Source organism: Streptomyces sp. NPDC005181 (assembly GCF_040608395.1).
GTDB lineage: Bacteria > Actinomycetota > Actinomycetes > Streptomycetales > Streptomycetaceae > Streptomyces.
On record NZ_JBEXID010000046.1, the window covers coordinates 38591 to 55442 of the forward strand.

The window sequence follows — 16852 nt, forward strand, 5'->3', positions numbered from 1 at the left end:
GTTACTTCGTCACTGCCGCGGCGAGCTGCGACAGCGGCTCGGCCAGCGCGTTGACGGCGTCCGACAGCTCCTTGCGGTCCGCCTTGCCGACCTTGTCGTACGAGGTGAACTCGTAGGAGTTCTTGTCCTTGCGGTACTTGTCCAGCAGCGTGTTCAGCGCCGCGAACTGCTTGTCCAGGGTGGTGGTCAGCGCCGCGTCGTTCTTCGAGGCGATCGGCTTGAGGAGCTCGTACGACTTCTGCGCGCCCTCGACATTGGCCTTGAAGTCGATCAGGTCGGTGTGGCTGTAGCGCTCCTCCTCACCGGTGACCTTGCCGGTGGCGACCTCGTCGAGGAGCTCCTTGGCGCCGTTGGCCATCGAGGTCGGGGTGATCTCCGCCGTGCCGACCCGCTTCTGCCAGTCGACGAGGTCCTTGTAGAGAACCGGGGCGAGGGCCTTCTCCTCGGCGCCGAGCTTCTTGTCCTGCCACAGCGCCTTCTCCAGGCGGTGCCAGCCGGTCCACTTCTGGCCGTCCTCCAGGCCGTCCTCGCGGACGTCGACCTTCGGGTCGATGTCACCGAAGGACTCGGCGACCGGCTCGGTGCGCTCCCAGCCGATGCGGGAGTCGGCATACGCCTTCTTCGCGGCCTCGATGTCACCCGCGGCGACGGCGTCCGTGAAGACCTTGACCTTCGGCAGCGTCTCGTCGGCCTGCGCCTGCACATAGGTGCGGTAGCCGGCGACGGCCTTGTCCATCTCGGGGCTGCGCTTGACCGCGGTGCCGCCGGTGACCTCGATCTTCTGCCGGAAGCCGGCGCCCTTCATGCCGGGCTTGCAGACGACGTCGTACGAACCGGCCTTGACCTCGGCGGTGATGGTGGCCTTGGTGCCGGGGCCGATGTTCTCGCGCTCGGCGACGATGCGGTCGTCCGGGAAGAGGACGTAGACCTCGGTGACCTTGGATCCCTTGTTCTCCACGGCCAGCGCGATGTGACCGGCCGGGAGCTTCTTCTTCGACACCGCGCAGGAGTCGTCCTTCGCGGTGACCTTCACCGCGTCGTCGCCCTTGCCGTCGCTCTTCTCGGCGCAGCCCGTGACGGCGGTCAGAGCTGCCACGGTGGCGACAGCGGTGACGACGGAGAAACGAACGGCTCGCATACGGGCTCCACAGAGACAGAAAGAGGAAGGACAGGGCCGGACAGAGGTGGGTGAGGCGGACCTAACTTAACCGAGGCTTACCTCACTGGTACCCACTCGTGCAGTGATTCAGCTCTCACCTGCGGCGCCGAGGAACGGGGCGATCACAGTCGACCCATGGGCGACCCACGGAAGGGTCAAGAGATGGTCAAGCGGTTCTTGTCGGTGCGGACAAGGGGCGCCTGGGGGCCGGAAGTTCTTGTCGGTACCACGAGAGGCGTCCCGGTCCGCGGATGCGGGAACACCTCGACCGGCTGCCGGTACACCTCGCCCAGCAGCTCACCGGTGAACACCTCGGCGGGCGGCCCCGCCACCGCGATGCGCCCCCGGTGCAGCACCGCCGCCCGGTCCGCGTACGCCGCGGCGAGACCCAGATCGTGCAGCACGACGACGACCGCGTCCCCGGCGGCGGCCCGCTCCCGGCAGATCCGCAGCACCAGTTCCTGATGGCGCAGATCGAGCGCGGCGGTCGGCTCGTCGAGCAGCAGCAGCGGGGCACGCTGCGCCAGTACCCGGGCCAGCGCGACCCGGGCCCGCTCACCGCCGGACAGCGCGGAGAAGGGGCGGCCGGCGAACTCGGTGACCGCCATTGCCGCGGCGACCGCCGGACCGTCCTCGTCCGCGCGCTCCGTCCCGGTCCACGGCGCCCGTCCCATCCGCACGACGTCCTCCACCGGGAACGGGAAGGAGAGCGCGGTGGACTGCGGCAGTACGGCGCGGCGCAGGGCCAGTTCGGCCGCGGACCAGTCGGTGACCGGGCGGCCGTCGATCCGTACCTCGCCGCTCTCGACGGGAAGATCGGCAGCCAGTGCCGCCAACAGCGTCGACTTCCCGGCCCCGTTGGGCCCGACGAGCGCCAGCACCTCGCCCGCGCTCGCCGTCAGCTCGATCGAGTCGAGGACCGGCAGCGGCCCGAGCCGGACCCGCAGCCCGCGCGCCTCGGCGACCGGGGAGCCGGGGGAGACGGGGGCGGGCAGCGTGCGGCCGCGCCGCCCGCCGAACACATTCCTCACGGCTCTCACGCCCAACCACCTTGCTTGCGACGGGTCCTGCGCAGCAGCCAGAAGAAGAACGGGCTGCCGAACAGTGCGGTCAGCACACCGAGCGGCAGCTCGGCGGGGGCGGCGACGGTACGGGCCGCGAGATCGCCCGCGACCAGCACCAGCGCACCACCGAGCGCACTGCCGGGGACGAGGAAGCGATGACCGGGACCGTTCGCCATCCGCAGCAGATGCAGGACGAGCAGCCCCACGAACGAGATGATCCCGGCGACTGCCACCGCCGCGGCCGTCAGCAGGGCCACGACGAGGACGAGCACGATCCGGAGCCGTTCGACATCCACTCCCAGATGCCGCGCGGGCCGCTCGCCGAGCGCGAGGAGGTCCAGTTTCCGTGAGTGGAACGGCGCGACGGACAGCCCGAGCACCGCACACGGCAGCACGGCGAGCACCTTCGGCCAGGTCGCCTGGGCCAGCGAACCCAGCTGCCAGAAGGTGATCTGGGCGATCTGGGCGTTGTCGGCGAAGAAGATGAACAGGCCGATCAGCGCGCCCGCGAAGGCGTTGACGGCGATCCCGGTGAGGATCAGCGTCACCACCTCAGTCCGCCCGCCGGACCGCGACAGCGCGTACACCAGCGCCCTCGCCTCCACCGGATCCGACATCCCGGCCGGCGCCCTGTTCGCCGCCTCGGGCATCGTCGTGGCGGCCGGTGCCGGAGTCGTCGTCGCGGCCCGCCGCCGTACCGTCTGACCCGCCCCTACGCCACCACCGGGCCGCACGATGCTTGAATGCGCACGTGAGTGACTACGACGTACCCGCAGGCATCGACGTGCTGCGCGTGTTCTGCGGCCCGGACGGACGGCACGGCAACGCCCTCGGGGTCGTACGCGACGGGCGTACGTACCCCGACGAGGCGTCCCGGCAGGCGCTCGCCGGGCAGCTCGGCTTCAGCGAGACCGTGTTCGTCGACGATCCCGAGCGCGGGCACGTCGACATCTACACGCCGGGGCTCCGGCTGCCGTTCGCCGGGCATCCGCTCGTGGGCGCCGCCTGGCTGCTCGACCTGGAGATCCTGGAGCTGCCGGTCGGCGAGATCTTCGCCCGTCAGGACGGCGAGTTCAGCTGGATCGCGGCCCGCCCCGAGTGGGCGCCGCCGCGCGCACTGGAGCGGTACGCGTCCGTCGCCGAGGTCGAGGCGCTCCCCGGGCCGCCGCCCGGGGAGGGCTGGCTGTACGTATGGGCGTGGGAGGACGAGGCGGCGGGCCGGGTCAGGGCGCGGGCGTTCCCGCGGCGCGACGACGGGATCGTCGAGGACGAGGCGACAGGGGCGGCGGCGCTGCTGCTCAGCGCGCAACTGGGCCGAGCCCTCAACATCATCCAGGGCCGCGGCTCCCAGATCCTCACCGCACCCGCGCCGGACGGCTCGGTGGAGATCGGGGGCCGCGTCGTGCTGGCGCAATCAAGCCTGTCACCAGCGCTGTGACGTCTGACGGGCGATTTCAAGCGGGTCGTCGGCGTCGTGACCTCGGACGGGGCGAATCCAGGCGGGTCGTCGGCGCCGTGATGTCGGGCGGGGCGAATTCAAGCCCGTCCGGCGATTGAGGACGGAGCGGCACGGCGGATCGGGTCCACGCCGGCACCCGGTCACCCGGGCCCCCGCACCGCCGGGGCCCTACGCACTGCGTGGGAACACCTCGCCCAGCTCCCGGAACACCGCCGTGTTCAGCGCAAACGCCCGCTTGCACTCCTCGATGATCCGCCGCTTCTCCAGCTCGTCCGCGTCCACCGCGTCCAGCAGCTCGCGGTAACCCCGCTTGAACGAGGCGGGGTTGGCTATCTCCTCGAAGACATAGAACCGCACCCCGTCGCCCTTGCGCGCGAAGCCCCAGGTCTTCTCCGCCTTGTCGCGGATGATCTGGCCGCCGGAGAGATCCCCGAGATAGCGGGTGTAGTGGTGCGCGATGTATCCGGCGGACCAGGTGCGCGCGCACTCGGCGACCCGGTCGGCGTACGCGGCCGTCGCGGGCAGCGGCTCCAGGCCCCTGCGCCAGTCCGCGCCGCGAAGATGCGCCAGATCGCGCTCCAGTTCCGCGGTGCGCATCAGTTCCGGCTGTATGAACGGACCGGCGACCGGGTCGGTGCGCAGGGCTTCCGCGCCCTCCTCCAGCGCCCGGTAGACGAACCACAGCTGCTCGGTGTAGCGCGTGTACGCATCCACTCCGAGCCGCCCGCCCAACAGGTCGCTCATGAAGGTCGACGTCTCCGCCTCGGTGTGCTGCTCGTGCGACGCCGTGCGGATCAGCGTCGAGAAGGGCGTCGCGGCGGCGGTTGCGTCCAAGGCGGGCCTCCGGGGACCGAGGAGGGACGGGAAGTCCGGAAAGGGACAGAAAAGCCGACAGCAACTGCGCTCGGCAGCCACTGTCGACATCTCCGATCTTCCTACTTAGGCTTACCTAAGTCAACGGCTTCCCGACGGACCGTCGGTAAAAACGTTACGCCTGGCTCCGCATGTGTGCCGGGGTTACGGAGTGCGTACGACGGGTTACGGAAGGGTCAGGATCTCGGAGCCCGTCTCCGTCACCACCAGCGTGTGCTCGAACTGGGCGGTGCGCTTGCGGTCCTTCGTCACCACGGTCCAGCCGTCGTCCCACATGTCGTACTGGTGCGTCCCGAGCGTCAGCATCGGCTCGATCGTGAAGGTCATGCCGGGCTGCATCACGGTGGTCGCGTGCGGGCTGTCGTAATGCGGAATGATCAGGCCGGAGTGGAACGAGGAATTGATCCCGTGCCCGGTGAAGTCCCGGACCACGCCGTACCCGAAGCGCTTCGCGTACGACTCGATGACCCGCCCGATCACATTGATCTGACGCCCGGGGCGGACCGCCTTGATGGCCCGGTTCAGCGACTCCTCGGTGCGCTCCACGAGCAGCCGGGACTCCTCGTCCACATCGCCGCAGAGATACGTGGCGTTGTTGTCGCCGTGCACCCCGTTGATGTACGCGGTGACGTCGAGGTTCACGATGTCGCCGTCGCGCAGCACCGTGGAGTCCGGGATGCCGTGGCAGATGACCTCGTTGAGCGACGAGCAGAGGGACTTGGGGAAGCCGCGGTAGCCGAGCGTAGACGGGTAGGCGCCGTGATCGCACATGAACTCGTGGGCGACGCGGTCGAGTTCGTCCGTCGTCACACCCGGGGCGATGTGCTTCGCGGCTTCGGCCATCGCCTGTGCGGCGATCCGGCCGGCGATGCGCATGCGCTCGACGGTGTCGGCGTCCTGGATCTCCGGGCCGGTGTACGGCGCAGGAGCCGGCTTGCCCACGTACTCGGGGCGCCGGATATTTCCCGGTACGGAACGGATGGGAGTGATCTCCCCTGGTACGAGCAGCGACTGGCCAGACATGTCAGCGAGTCTAACCAGAGCGCTTGGGGCAGCATGGCTGCGAGGAAAGGAGCCGATGATGGCCCTGTTCAAGAAGCGCACGGTCGGCAAGCCCGGCGAGTGGTACTACTGCCTGGTGCACCAGAAGGTCGAGGAAGGCCCCGAGTGCCCCGCGAAGGACCGGTTCGGCCCCTACGCCTCCCGTGAGGAGGCACAGCACGCGATGGACACGGCGCAGGAGCGCAATCTGGAGTGGGAGAACGACCCCAGGTGGCACGACAAGGCCACGCCTCCGGAAGCCGACGCGTAGAGTTCCGGCCTTGTCCGGCAGCTGCCCGGGGCTCCGGCCCCGGACCCTGCTCCTCACGCGCCGGAGGGGCTGGATTCCTTCGACTGCCGGCGCCGCACGGCGTCCGCGTCCGTCTCGGAGTTGTACGTGAGGAGCTTCGGCAGCGCCGCAGCCAGCAGCGCGACCGAGGCCACGCACGCCACCCCGCCCGTCCAGATCGCGGCCCGTGTGCCCGTCCAGCCCGCCATCGCGCCGGCCCGCACCTGGCCCAGCTGCGGCCCCACGCTGTACGACAGCACCTCGATGCCCGCCAGCCGCCCGCGCAGCTCCTCCGGGATGGTCTGGTTCCAGATCGTTGAGCGGCCCAGACCGCTGAGCATGTCGCCCGCGCCCGCCAGCGCCAGGCAGACCAGGACCAGCCACACATTGCCGAGCCGGCCCGCCGCCACGATCGCGAGCCCCCAGGCCGCCGCACCGAACACCACGAACAGCCCGTGCCGCCGCACCCGTGACGTCCAGCCGCTGGTCAGGCCCAGCACCAGAGACCCGACCGACCCCGCCGCATACATCAGCCCCAGCGACCACTCGGCGTCCAGCTCGTCCGCCAGGAACGGGAAGATCGTGTTCGGGAAGGCGAAGAACATCGCCGCCAGGTCGATCGCGTACGTCCCCAGCAGCACCGGCCGGCTCCACGCGTACCGGGCACCCTCGGCAATGCCGTGCAGCGACGGCTTCCGGGCGTGCTCGGCCGGTGGTGCGGGCGCCAGCCGCAGACAGAGGAGTACGGAAACGGTGAACGTGGCCACGGTGACCGCGTACGCCGTGGCGTGCCCGGCGTAGGCGACCACCAGACCCGCCACCGCCGGGCCCGTGATCGCGCCGAACTGCCAGCGCAGCGAGTTCAGCGCGGCGGCCGCGGTGAGCTGGTCGTGCGGCACGATCCGGGCGATCAGGGAGTCCAGCGCGGGCCGCTGGAGCCCGGCGAGCGCGGAGACGCCTCCCGCGACGAGATAGAGCGGCCAGAGCATCGGGTCGGGCAGGGCGGCATTCACCAGGAGGACGAGCGCGAGCAGCCCCAGCCCCGCCTCGGTGCCCAGGATGACCTTGCGGCGGTCCGCGGAGTCGGCGAGCGCCCCGCCGTACAGACCGAAGACGACCAGCGGCACCAGCTCGACCGCACCCATCGCGCCGACGGCGAGCGGCGAACCGGTGAGCTCCTTGATCTGGAGCGGCAGCGCGATCAGCGCCATGAAGCTGCCGAAGTAGGTGACCAGGCCCTGGATCCACAGCAGCCGGAAGTCGGCCGAGGAACGCCAGGGCGAGAGGTCGGGCAGGAGCGCGGAGAGCCTGGCGGGCAGGGTGGTGGCAGAGGTCACGAGGGGTCATGGTCCGGCGCCGTACGTGCCCTCTGCAACCGGTTTTGCCGGGGCCCGTGGCGGCCGTGCCCTCGTCACCATCGCGCGGGCGGCGGCGCGGTCAGCTGGTCGGCGAGCCGGGACAGCCGGTCCCGGAAGCGATGGCGGCCGCGCGCTGCGGGGGCGCTGTTCTCCCCGGCCGCCGCGCTCACCAGATGCTGCACGGTGTCCAGATCCACATCGTCCCTGCAGGACACCGCGAGCGTCTCATGGGCGAGCCCCCGCACCTCCGGATCGCCGTTGTCCAGCGACAGCACCATCGCCCCCGCCCGGCGCGCGTCGTGCACCCGCTCCAGCAGCCCGTCCCCGGGCCGCTCGGGAGCCACCAGGAACAGTGTCTCGCCCCGCCCGGCCGCCTCGATCCGGCCCAGACCGACGGCCAGATGCGCCGGATCGCCCGGCTCCACCCGGTGCCGGACGAGCGTGGGCGTCAGCTCCGGCAGCCCGGACCAGGTGGACTCGTCGACCAGATGGGCCGCCAGGTGCCACGGCTCGTAGGCCGCCGTACCCACCAGCAGCAGCCCGCCGCCGTGCGGAACGACGGACGACCGGAGGGCCCCCGCGAACCGCCGGGCCGCCGCGGGCCACTCGGTCCCGGCGAGCACTTCACGGAGCAGGGCGACGCGTACGGCATCCATGGCCCGGCATCATGCCGCAGGACCCGCCCCCCGCACCGGCGAACGGCCCCGAACCAGCCGAACGGGGGCAGGCGCAGTGACGGATCTCGCAGGGATGCGACGCTGCGTTCCCCTCCATGGCGCGCAGTAGTGTCGGGCACATGACTACGAATGACAACGGCAGCACGCCCAAGCCCCCCGCCAAGGACCCCTGGGACCTTCCCGACGTATCCGGGCTGACCGTCGGCGTGCTCGGCGGGACCGGCCCGCAGGGCCGCGGTCTCGCCTACCGGCTCGCGCGCGCCGGGCAGAAGGTGATCATCGGTTCCCGTGCCGCCGACCGCGCGCGGACCGCCGCCGACGAGCTGGGCCTCGGCGTCGAGGGCGCGGACAACGCCGAGTGCGCCCGCCGCAGCGACGTCGTGATCGTCGCCGTGCCGTGGGACGGCCACGCCAAGACCCTGGAGTCGCTGCGCGACGAGCTCGCCGGGAAGCTCGTCATCGACTGCGTCAACCCGCTCGGCTTCGACAAGCAGGGTGCGTACGCCCTGAAGCCCGAAGAGGGCAGCGCCGCCGAGCAGGCCGCCGTCCTGCTGCCCGAGTCCCGGGTCACCGCCGCCTTCCACCACCTCTCGGCGGTGCTGCTCCAGGACGAGGCGATCGAGGAGATCGACACCGATGTGCTGGTGCTGGGCGAGGCCCGCGCCGACACCGATCTCGTGCAGGCGCTCGCCGGCCGGATCCCCGGCATGCGCGGCATCTTCGCGGGCCGGCTGCGCAACGCCCACCAGGTCGAGTCGCTGGTCGCCAACCTGATCTCGGTCAACCGCCGCTACAAGGCGCACGCCGGGCTGCGTACCACCGACGTCTGAGCCCACGGGCGCCCACGGCCGCACCCTGCGGAGAGCGGAATGGGGCATGAGGGACACTGGACGGGACCGTGCGCCACCCCCGGACAGGAGCTGCCCCCCCATGCCCCGCCTCGCTCTCTACGCCCTCGCCGTCTGCGTCCTGGCCGTCGGTGCGGCCGTGATCTCCTTCGTCCAGGGCACCTGGCTCGGGATCATCTGGGTGCTGCTGGCAGGACTCTCCTCCAACATGGCGTGGTACTACCTGCGCAAGCACCGCGCAGAGACCGCAGCGGGCTAGGAGTTTCCTCTAACCCACGGCGCAGGACGGATTCGACTTCTGCCAGAACTGGTAGAGGTCGAAGCCGCAGTACGTATCGGACTCGCTGACGCCCAGCGACTGCAACAGGCTGTGGATCGCGTCGAAGAACACGGCGTTGACTTCGGGGATCCACAGCAGCCCGAACACCGCGAACAGGCCGAACACGGCGAACGGCTCCACCTGGCGGCGGATCCGGTACGACAGCCACGGCTCGATCACCCCGTACCCGTCCAGCCCCGGGACAGGTAGGAAGTTCAGGATCGACGCGGTGACCTGGAGCAGCGCCAGGAACGCCAGCGCGTACCGGAACCCCAACGGGACACCGTCCAGCGCGTGCAGCCAGAAGGGCGCCGTGCAGACGACCGCGAACAGTACGTTCGTCAGGGGGCCCGCCGCCGAGATCAGGCTGTGCTTCCAGCGGCCGCTGATCCGGCCCCGCTCGATGAAGACCGCGCCACCGGGCAGCCCGATCCCGCCCAGGATCACGAACAGCACCGGCAGCACGATGCTCAGCAGCGCATGGGTGTACTTGAGCGGGTTCAGCGTCAGATAACCCTTCGCCCCGATCGAGATGTCACCGCTGTGCAGTGCGGTGCGCGCGTGCGCGTACTCGTGCAGACAGAGCGAGACGACCCAGGCCGCCGTGACGAAGAGGAAGACCGCAAAGCCGGGCGGCTCGGCGAAGTGTGTCCACACCGCCCAGCCGGAGACCGCCATGACGGCGGCGATCCCGAGGAAGATGGGACTGATCCGCCGGTCGCTGCGGGCAGTTGCGGTGGTCATCAGCGGACTCCAAGTGGCTCGGCGGCAGAGGGTGGAGCGCGTCACGGGCGGGGCGAGTCCCGACCGTACAGTCGACACGGCGGAAACGACTCGCATCAGGGTGGTGGTTCCGGCCAGGGTGGATACATGACGAGCAGCACCGGGGAACCGTTGGGTAACGCCGAGGACCGGAAGGGACCGCCGCTGCCGGGCGCCTGTCCGATTCCCGATCGCGGTCACGGAGAATAGGCGCGTGCGCTACAGCATCCTCGGCACCACGCAGGCACTCCACGACGACGGCACGGCCGTCGCCATCGGTGGGGCGCGGCTGCGCGCCCTGCTGACCGTTCTCGCGCTGAGCCCCGGTCGTGCGGTCCCGGCCGCGGTACTTGTCGACGAGGTGTGGGACGGCGAGCCGCCCGCCGATGCGGTGGGCGCCCTGCAGGCGCTCGTCGGCCGGCTCCGGCGGGTTCTCGGCCATGAGGCGATCACCTCCGCCGAGAGCGGCTACCGGCTTGCCGCCGACCCCGACGCGGTCGACCTGCACCGCTTCGACCGGCTCGCGGGGGAGGGGGCGCGGGCCCTGGACTCGGGCGATCCGGCAAAGGCCGTCACCGTCCTCGACGATGCGCTCGCCCTGTGGCGGGGCCCGGTCCTCGCTGATTTGCCCGACCGCGGCGCCGTCGCCGCCCGCTGGACGGCCCGCCGGCTGGACGCCCGCCGTACCCGGCTCGCCGCGGCGCTGGCGCTGGGCCGCGCCGACGAGGTACTGCCGGAACTGGTCGCGCTCTGCGCCGGCCACCCGATAGACGAACCGCTCCAGGCGCTGCGCCTGCGGGCGCTGCGGGACGCCGGACGTACGGCGCAGGCGTTGGCGGCGTACGAGGAGGTACGCACCGTACTCGCCGACCGCCTCGGCACGGACCCCGGCCCCGAACTGCGGGCTCTGCATGCGGAGTTGCTCCACCAGGAACCGGTGCGGGCGCCGTCGAACCGAGGGGGCGGACAAGGCCGGGCGCCCGCGCCGGGTCGCACGTCCGGGCTCGACCGGACGCCCGGACAGGACCCGGCCGCCGCGCCGCACCACGCGCCTGCGCCGAAGCGGGCGCCGCTGGCGGACCCGGCCGCCGCGCCGCACCAGGTGCCCCGGACGGCTCGTACCCCCGCGCCCGCCCCTGCCCTCACCCGCGGCGGCTCCCCGGCCCGGTACGCCCCCGCCCCCCACGGCAACCTGCGTGCCAGGCTCACCAGCTTTGTCGGGCGCGAGGCCGATATCGAGGCGCTCCGGGACGACCTCGCGCAGGCCCGGCTCGTCACCCTTCTCGGGCCCGGCGGTGCGGGCAAGACCCGGCTCTCCCAGGAGGCCGCCGAGTCCGCCGCGCTCGCCTGGCCGGACGGCGTCTGGCTTGCCGAGCTCGCCCCCGTCGACGACCCCGAGGCCGTGCCCGAAGCCGTACTGACCGCGCTCGGTGCGCGCGAGACCGTGCTGCGCGGCGCCGGTGCCGAGGAACTCCGGGCCGCCGAGCGGGGCACCGGCGATCCGCTCGTCCGGCTCATCGAGCACTGCTCCCGGCGCCGGATGCTGCTCCTCCTCGACAACTGCGAGCACGTCATCGAGGCCGCCGCGGCGCTCGCCGACCATCTGCTCGTCCGCTGCCCGGGCCTCACCGTCCTGGCGACCAGCCGTGAACCCCTTGGCGTACCGGGCGAGTTCGTCCGCCCCGTCGACCCGCTGCCCGATCCGATGGCGCTGCGCCTGCTCGCCGACCGCGGCGCCGCCGCGCAGCCCGGCTTCCGGATCGACGGCGACGAGGAGACAGCGGCCGCCGCCGCCGAGATCTGCCGCCGTCTCGACGGCCTGCCGCTCGCCATCGAACTTGCCGCCGCCCGGATGCGGATGCTCAGCCCGCGCCAGATCGCGGACCGGCTCGACGACCGGTTCCGCCTGCTGACCAGCGGCAGCCGGACCGTTCTGCCGCGCCAGCAGACCCTTCGCGCCGTCGTCGACTGGTCCTGGGACCTCCTCGACGCGCCCGAACGCGCCGTCCTGCGCCGCCTGTCCGTCTTCGCCGGCGGCTGCACGCTCGCCGCGGCGGAGTCGGTCTGCGCCCACCCCGCCCCGGACACCCCTGTCGCCCCGGACGATCCGGTCGAGCCCGTCGACCCGCGTGACGTCGCCGTCCTGCTCGGCTCGCTCGTCGACAAGTCCCTTGTCGTCGCCGCGCCCGCCGACGACGGCGAGATGCGCTACCGGCTCCTGGAGACCGTCGGCGAGTATGCCGCGGGACGGCTCGACGAGGCCGGGGAGCGGGCCGCCGTCGAGCGGCAACACCTTGTCTTCTACCGCGAGCTGGCCCGTACCACCGACCCCGAACTCCGCGGCGCGGGACAGCGGGCCGCCATCGAGCTCCTGGAGCGCGAATACGAGAACCTGCGTACGGCCCTGCGTCGCGCCGTCGCCGCCCGCGACGAGCAGGAGGTGCTCTGTCTGGTCCTCTCCCTCTCCTGGTACTGGCAGATGCGCGACCTGCGTACCGACGCACTCCAGTGGTCCGACGCGGCCGCCGAGCTCGGCCCCGACCCGTTCGCCCCGCCCGCCCGGCCCGCACCCTCGCTCCATGAGCGGTGCACCGACGCGCCGCCGCCCATGTCGCCCGAGCTGCTCGAAGAGGCGCGGCGCGGGGTGCGGCTGATCCAGCTGGTCAGCATGGACCACGCGATGGACGAGTGGACCACCGAGCAGAGCATGGAGCGGCTGCGCGTCATCGCGGCCACCTACCGGTCGGGCCAGCCGCAGACCTGTCGCGCCCCGGCGTCGCTCTGGTTCTTCGCGGTCCTGCTCACCGGGGACGTGGGCCGGCTGCGTGAGCTGCTGGACGAAACGGTCCGCTCCTGCCGGGAGTTCGGCTACGAGTGGGAGCTCGCCGCCGCGCTCCAGATGCGCGCCAATGTGCTGGCCAACCGTCCCGACTGGGCAGGGGAGGCCCGGGGGGACGCCGACGAGAGCCTGGAGATCTTCCACCGGCTCGGCGATGCCTGGGGTGCCGCGGAAGCTCTCTCCTGCCGGGGCGAGGCCAATGAGAAGAAGGGCGAATACACCAGCGCGGCCGACGACTTCCTCGCTGCGATCGGCTGGGCCGAGCGGCTCGGGGCCCACTCCCAGGTGTCGCTCCTGCGCACCCGGTACGCCTCCGTGCTGACCGAGCTCGACCGTGGCGCCGAGGCCGAGACGATCCTCCGTGAGGTGCTCACCGAGGGCCGTCAGGCGGGGCACGAGGCGATGCCGGCCGCCCGGCTCCATCTCGCCATGTGGCTGGGCCGATCCGGCCGTACGGCCGAGGCGCGGGAGCAGCTCATCGAACTGCGCGAGGAGTTCCGGTCCGAGACGGTGGCGATCTTCGACGGGTTCGTGCTGGGCGGCATGGCGTGGCTGGACAACGAGGACGGCCTGTACGCCGACGCCCTCGACCGGGGCCGGCAGGCTCTGGTCCGGTCCCAGGACCCGCTGTCGCAGATGGTGGCACCCCAGATGTCCGCCCTTCATCTCGTCACCGTGGCCCGGGCCCTCGGCGGACTCGGCGGCGAGCGCCGGGCGGCGGACGCGGCTCGGCTGCTGGGGGCCCGGGAGGGCCTGCTGCCGGCCGGTCATGTCGAGGCGTCGCTGGAGCGCGACAACCACGCGCGGGCGGTGGAACTGGTTCGCGGCGTCCTCGGGGAGGCCGCCTACGCCGCCGCGTACGCCGAGGGCGGCGGCCTCACACTGGAGGAGGCCGCCGCCCTCGTGGACGCGTATCGGGACTGACCCCGGACGTCCCGTCCTCAGGTCTTCTTGCGGAACTTGGAGACCGCGAGCGGCGCCGTCACCAGAGTGATGGCCGCGGCCCAGCCGAGCGTCAGCCACACCGAGTGCGCCACCGGACCGCCGAGCATCAGCCCACGCGCCGCGTCCGCGAGATTGGACAGCGGGTTGTAGTCGGTGAACGACCGGAGCCAGCCGGGCATCGTCGTCGGCGGTGCGAAGATCGAGGAACCGAACTGCAGGGGCATCATCACCAGGAACCCCATTCCCTGAACCGCCTGGGCCGTCTTCAGGGACAGCCCCAGCAGCATGAAGATCCACATGATGGCGACGCCGAACGCCGCCGAGAGACCGACAGCCGCGAGCAGCCCGAACACCGAGGTCTTGAGCTGCATGCCGATCAGGAAGCCCATGCCCAGCAGGATCACCGTGGCGACCATCATCCGGCCGAGCTCGACCACGATCTTCGCGATGAGGACCGAGGAACGGGCGATCGGCATCGTCCGGAACCGGTCCATGACGCCCTTGCGGAAGTCGTCATTGACACCGGTGCCGACCGCCATGGCGATGTTCATGCCCATCATCGCCATCAGCCCGGGGATCACGTAGTTGATGTACGTCTGCCGGTCCCCGCCCAGGCTCGCGCCGACGGAGCCGCCGAAGACGTACACGAACAGCAGCGTGAAGACGATCGGCATCAGGAGCGCGTCGAACATCGACTCCGGGTCCTGCTTGATCTGGAGCAGATTGCGCCGCACCAGCGCGCCGATGTGCCGCAGATTGCTGCGCAGCCCGATCCGGCCCTCGTCGTGGAGGACCTTCGCCGGTGCGGAGCCGGTCGGGGCGTCGGGGGTCAGAGTCGCCGTGCTCATGCCGGGACCTCCTCGGGGATCGTGTCGGTCACGGACGGCGAGGTCTTCTCACCGGTGATGGCAAGGAACACCTCGTCCAGGCTGGGCAGCGCGGTGGCGATGTGCGCGATGGAGAGACCCCGGCCGGCGAACAGGCCGATGACGGCGGTCAGTTGGTCGTCGCTGAGGATCGGCACGTACAGCATTCCCTCGTCCGGGACGGCCTGCGAACCGGCGACCCCGTCGAGACCGGCCTCCGCGAGCGCCTGGACCATGGCGGGCAGCTGGGCCGGGTCCGTGGGCCGGATCTGCAGGGTGCGGCCGCCGACCTTCGCCTTGAGCTCGTCGACCCCGCCGTTGGCGATGATCCGGCCCTTGTCGATGACGGTGAGCTCATTGGCGAGCTGCTCGGCCTCTTCCATGTACTGGGTGGTCAGCAGCACGGTCGCCCCCTCCGCGACCATCCGCTGCACCTCGTCCCAGACCTCGTTACGGGTCCGGGGGTCGAGTCCCGTCGTCGGCTCGTCCAGATACAGCACGGCCGGGCTGCCGATCATCGAGGCGGCCAGGTCGAGCCGCCGCCGCATACCGCCGGAGTAGTTCATCGCGGGCCGCTTGGCGGCTTCGGTGAGCGAGAACCGCTCCAGCAGCTCGTCGGCGCGGGTCCGCGCGGTCTTGCGGGGCAGGTCGAGGAGGCGCCCGATCATATAGAGGTTCTCCCAGCCGGAGAGCTTCTCGTCGACCGAGGCGTACTGGCCGGTCAGGCCGATGATGCGGCGCAGCTGGCGGGGCTGCTTCACCACGTCGTAGCCCGCGACGGTGGCGTGTCCGGCGTCGGGCACGATGAGGGTGGAGAGGCAGCGTACGAGGGTGGTCTTGCCGGCGCCGTTGGGGCCGAGCACACCGAGGACGGTGCCCTCGCGCACGTCGAGGTCCACGCCGTCCAGAGCCTTGGTCTCGCCGTAGTGCTTGACCAGCCCCCGCACCTCGACGGCGTTGCCGCCGCTCCTGGGGTTCTTGTCGATTCGCGTCATGCCCACTATGGGAACATCCGCCACCGACAGTCCACCGACATCCTGCCGACAGAGGGGTCTGCGCCGCACCTACAGGTCGCCGATACACGCCGACAGCCCGCCGATGGGGGAAGTCGGCGGGCTGTCGTGGTGCGGGCAGTGGTCAGTGATCCCCGGGAGGGGACCGGTCCCGCGCTAGTGGAAGGTGTGCTCCGGCGCCGGGAACGTGCCGCCGACGACCTCGTCCGCGAACTCCTTCGCCGCGTCGCCGAGCACCTTGCGCATGTTCGCGTACTGCTTGGTGAAGCGCGGCACCTTGCCGCCCGTCAGCCCGACCATGTCGGTGTAGACCAGCACCTGGGCGTCGGTGTCCGGACCGGCGCCGATGCCGACCGTCGGGATGTGCAGACTGCGGGTGATCTCGGCGGCCACCTCGGCCGGTACGAGCTCCAGGACGACGGCGAACGCCCCGGCATCCTGCGCCGCCTTGGCGTCCCGGATCAGCCGGTGCGCGGCCTCGTCGCTGCGGCCCTGCACCCGGTAGCCCATGGTGTTCACGGACTGCGGGGTCAGCCCGAGGTGCGACATGACCGGGATGCCGGACGACACCAGCAGCTCGGTCTGGGCGAGCGAACGCTCCCCGCCCTCCAGCTTCACCGCACCCACACCGGCCTCCTTGACCAGCCGGGTGGCGTTGCGCAGGGCCTGGACGGGCCCTTCCTGGTACGCCCCGAAAGGCAGGTCGCCGACGATGAGGGCGCGCTTGGTGCCCCGCACGACGGCGGCGGAGAGGATGGCCATCTCGTCCATCGTGACGGGCACGGTGGTCTCGTAACCGAGGTGGCAGTTGCCCATGGAGTCGCCGACGAGCATGACCGGGATACCGGTCTCGTCGAAGACGGACGCGGTCATCGCGTCGTAGGCGGTGAGCATGGGCCACTTCTCGCCGCGCTCGGTGGCGGCGGCGATGTCATGGACGGTGATGCGGCGGGTGCTCTTGCCTCCGTACAGCGCCTTGCTGCTGTCGGTGGCGGCCCCCGCAGGGGTTGCGGGCTGGTTCTGCGCAGCCTCAAGCGTCATTGCCAACGGCTCCTTCGTCATCTCGAGGCGCCCTGACGGCGTCCCCGGACCGGTTCCATGGTGGCATCCCGGGCCGCCCCCGGGAAGTGGGCCCACTCGGCAAAGACTTTCTGCGAAGGTCGGCAAGGCCACCATCTACCGGCGCTGGAGCGGCAAGGAAGAGCTCTTCGTCGACGTACTGCGCGACATCGAACCGTTCCTAACGAGGTTGTCAATTCCTTTGTGTATGTCGAGGTATGGAGCCTTGCTGGTCGGGCCACCGGCGGTGGTTACTTTCGGTGATCTTGCAGGGGTCAGAG

The 16852-nt window shown here is 71.2% G+C and carries 16 protein-coding genes and 2 pseudogenes; 7 read left to right on the plus strand and 11 right to left on the minus strand.

The genetic code is table 11. From position 1 onward, the window contains the following. Window position 1: 1 nt before the first annotated feature. The 3 genes and pseudogenes from efeO to ABZV38_RS25760 all read right to left on the minus strand — a co-directional run. The gene (gene efeO / locus ABZV38_RS25750) at window positions 2-1138 is read right to left on the minus strand and encodes an iron uptake system protein EfeO (RefSeq protein ID WP_356330647.1); all 1137 of its coding nucleotides are present in this window, start codon (window positions 1136-1138) and stop codon (window positions 2-4) included. A gap of 176 nt (window positions 1139-1314) precedes the next feature. Beyond that, entirely contained in the window at window positions 1315-2199 is an 885-nt protein-coding gene (locus ABZV38_RS25755) for a heme ABC transporter ATP-binding protein (protein ID WP_356330649.1), read from the minus strand. Then, window positions 2196-2813, minus strand: a pseudogene (locus tag ABZV38_RS25760) (iron ABC transporter permease); the annotation flags it as partial. The pseudogene ABZV38_RS25760 and the gene ABZV38_RS25755, both read right to left, overlap by 4 nt. On the opposite strand from ABZV38_RS25760, the gene ABZV38_RS25765 reads away from it, so the two are divergent. Further along, window positions 2755-2928, plus strand: a complete 174-nt coding sequence (locus tag ABZV38_RS25765; RefSeq protein ID WP_356330676.1) for a hypothetical protein — start codon at window positions 2755-2757, stop codon at window positions 2926-2928. The pseudogene ABZV38_RS25760 and the gene ABZV38_RS25765 sit on opposite strands and share 59 nt — an antisense overlap. A gap of 46 nt (window positions 2929-2974) precedes the next feature. Continuing rightward, window positions 2975-3661, plus strand: coding sequence for a PhzF family phenazine biosynthesis protein (locus ABZV38_RS25770; protein WP_356330651.1), 687 nt, complete (start codon window positions 2975-2977; stop codon window positions 3659-3661). Between the two features lie 189 nt (window positions 3662-3850). Here the strand turns inward: ABZV38_RS25770 and ABZV38_RS25775 are convergent, their stop codons facing one another. Together ABZV38_RS25775 and map are read right to left on the minus strand one after the other, a co-directional pair. Then, complete coding sequence (locus ABZV38_RS25775) at window positions 3851-4516, minus strand: biliverdin-producing heme oxygenase (RefSeq protein ID WP_356330653.1); 666 nt, start codon at window positions 4514-4516, stop codon at window positions 3851-3853. A 204-nt stretch (window positions 4517-4720) separates the two neighbouring features. Then, window positions 4721-5578, minus strand: a complete 858-nt coding sequence (gene map / locus ABZV38_RS25780) for a type I methionyl aminopeptidase (protein WP_356330655.1) — start codon at window positions 5576-5578, stop codon at window positions 4721-4723. A gap of 58 nt (window positions 5579-5636) precedes the next feature. Between map and ABZV38_RS25785 the strand changes: the two genes are divergently transcribed. After that, window positions 5637-5867: a hypothetical protein gene (locus ABZV38_RS25785; RefSeq protein ID WP_356330675.1), complete on the plus strand. Its 231-nt coding sequence runs from the start codon at window positions 5637-5639 to the stop codon at window positions 5865-5867. 53 nt (window positions 5868-5920) lie between these two features. Here the strand turns inward: ABZV38_RS25785 and ABZV38_RS25790 are convergent, their stop codons facing one another. Together ABZV38_RS25790 and ABZV38_RS25795 are read right to left on the minus strand one after the other, a co-directional pair. Further along, entirely contained in the window at window positions 5921-7222 is a 1302-nt protein-coding gene (locus ABZV38_RS25790; RefSeq protein WP_356330656.1) for an MFS transporter, read from the minus strand. A 74-nt stretch (window positions 7223-7296) separates the two neighbouring features. Then, window positions 7297-7899: a hypothetical protein gene (locus ABZV38_RS25795; protein ID WP_356330658.1), complete on the minus strand. Its 603-nt coding sequence runs from the start codon at window positions 7897-7899 to the stop codon at window positions 7297-7299. A gap of 140 nt (window positions 7900-8039) precedes the next feature. Here ABZV38_RS25795 and npdG point away from each other — a divergent pair, with 140 nt between their 5' ends. Together npdG and ABZV38_RS25805 are read left to right on the plus strand one after the other, a co-directional pair. Continuing rightward, complete coding sequence (gene npdG, locus ABZV38_RS25800) at window positions 8040-8750, plus strand: NADPH-dependent F420 reductase (protein ID WP_356330660.1); 711 nt, start codon at window positions 8040-8042, stop codon at window positions 8748-8750. A 100-nt stretch (window positions 8751-8850) separates the two neighbouring features. Continuing rightward, the gene (locus ABZV38_RS25805; protein WP_267005466.1) at window positions 8851-9027 is read left to right on the plus strand and encodes a hypothetical protein; all 177 of its coding nucleotides are present in this window, start codon (window positions 8851-8853) and stop codon (window positions 9025-9027) included. Window positions 9028-9036: 9 nt separating this feature from the next. On the opposite strand, the gene ABZV38_RS25810 is transcribed toward ABZV38_RS25805, so the two are convergent. After that, window positions 9037-9831, minus strand: a complete 795-nt coding sequence (locus ABZV38_RS25810; RefSeq protein ID WP_356330662.1) for a site-2 protease family protein — start codon at window positions 9829-9831, stop codon at window positions 9037-9039. Between the two features lie 232 nt (window positions 9832-10063). Here ABZV38_RS25810 and ABZV38_RS25815 point away from each other — a divergent pair, with 232 nt between their 5' ends. Continuing rightward, entirely contained in the window at window positions 10064-13612 is a 3549-nt protein-coding gene (locus tag ABZV38_RS25815; protein ID WP_356330664.1) for a BTAD domain-containing putative transcriptional regulator, read from the plus strand. A 17-nt stretch (window positions 13613-13629) separates the two neighbouring features. Here ABZV38_RS25815 and ABZV38_RS25820 read toward each other — a convergent pair whose 3' ends face one another. The 3 genes from ABZV38_RS25820 to panB all read right to left on the minus strand — a co-directional run bounded on the left by ABZV38_RS25820 (window position 13630) and on the right by panB (window position 16553). Further along, a complete protein-coding gene (locus tag ABZV38_RS25820; protein ID WP_267005469.1) occupies window positions 13630-14481 on the minus strand; it encodes an ABC transporter permease in 852 nt (283 codons plus the stop codon). Continuing rightward, a complete protein-coding gene (locus ABZV38_RS25825) occupies window positions 14478-15494 on the minus strand; it encodes an ATP-binding cassette domain-containing protein (RefSeq protein ID WP_356330666.1) in 1017 nt (338 codons plus the stop codon). Before ABZV38_RS25825 ends, ABZV38_RS25820 begins: the two co-directional genes overlap by 4 nt. Window positions 15495-15668: 174 nt before the next feature. Continuing rightward, the gene (gene panB / locus ABZV38_RS25830) at window positions 15669-16553 is read right to left on the minus strand and encodes a 3-methyl-2-oxobutanoate hydroxymethyltransferase (protein ID WP_356330668.1); all 885 of its coding nucleotides are present in this window, start codon (window positions 16551-16553) and stop codon (window positions 15669-15671) included. Window positions 16554-16662: 109 nt separating this feature from the next. Here panB and ABZV38_RS25835 point away from each other — a divergent pair. Continuing rightward, window positions 16663-16749: pseudogene (locus tag ABZV38_RS25835) on the plus strand (TetR family transcriptional regulator); the annotation flags it as partial. Window positions 16750-16852: the final 103 nt, after the last annotated feature.

Coding starts and splice junctions, on each gene's coding strand:
- efeO (WP_356330647.1), bottom strand. CDS start 1,138: ATGCGAGCCGTTCGTTTCTCCGTCGTCACCGCTGTCGCCACCGTGGCA.
- map (WP_356330655.1), bottom strand. CDS start 5,578: ATGTCTGGCCAGTCGCTGCTCGTACCAGGGGAGATCACTCCCATCCGT.
- ABZV38_RS25785 (WP_356330675.1), top strand. CDS start 5,637: ATGGCCCTGTTCAAGAAGCGCACGGTCGGCAAGCCCGGCGAGTGGTAC.
- ABZV38_RS25795 (WP_356330658.1), bottom strand. CDS start 7,899: ATGGATGCCGTACGCGTCGCCCTGCTCCGTGAAGTGCTCGCCGGGACC.
- npdG (WP_356330660.1), top strand. CDS start 8,040: ATGACTACGAATGACAACGGCAGCACGCCCAAGCCCCCCGCCAAGGAC.
- ABZV38_RS25805 (WP_267005466.1), top strand. CDS start 8,851: ATGCCCCGCCTCGCTCTCTACGCCCTCGCCGTCTGCGTCCTGGCCGTC.
- ABZV38_RS25810 (WP_356330662.1), bottom strand. CDS start 9,831: ATGACCACCGCAACTGCCCGCAGCGACCGGCGGATCAGTCCCATCTTC.
- ABZV38_RS25820 (WP_267005469.1), bottom strand. CDS start 14,481: ATGAGCACGGCGACTCTGACCCCCGACGCCCCGACCGGCTCCGCACCG.
- ABZV38_RS25825 (WP_356330666.1), bottom strand. CDS start 15,494: ATGACGCGAATCGACAAGAACCCCAGGAGCGGCGGCAACGCCGTCGAG.
- panB (WP_356330668.1), bottom strand. CDS start 16,553: ATGACGCTTGAGGCTGCGCAGAACCAGCCCGCAACCCCTGCGGGGGCC.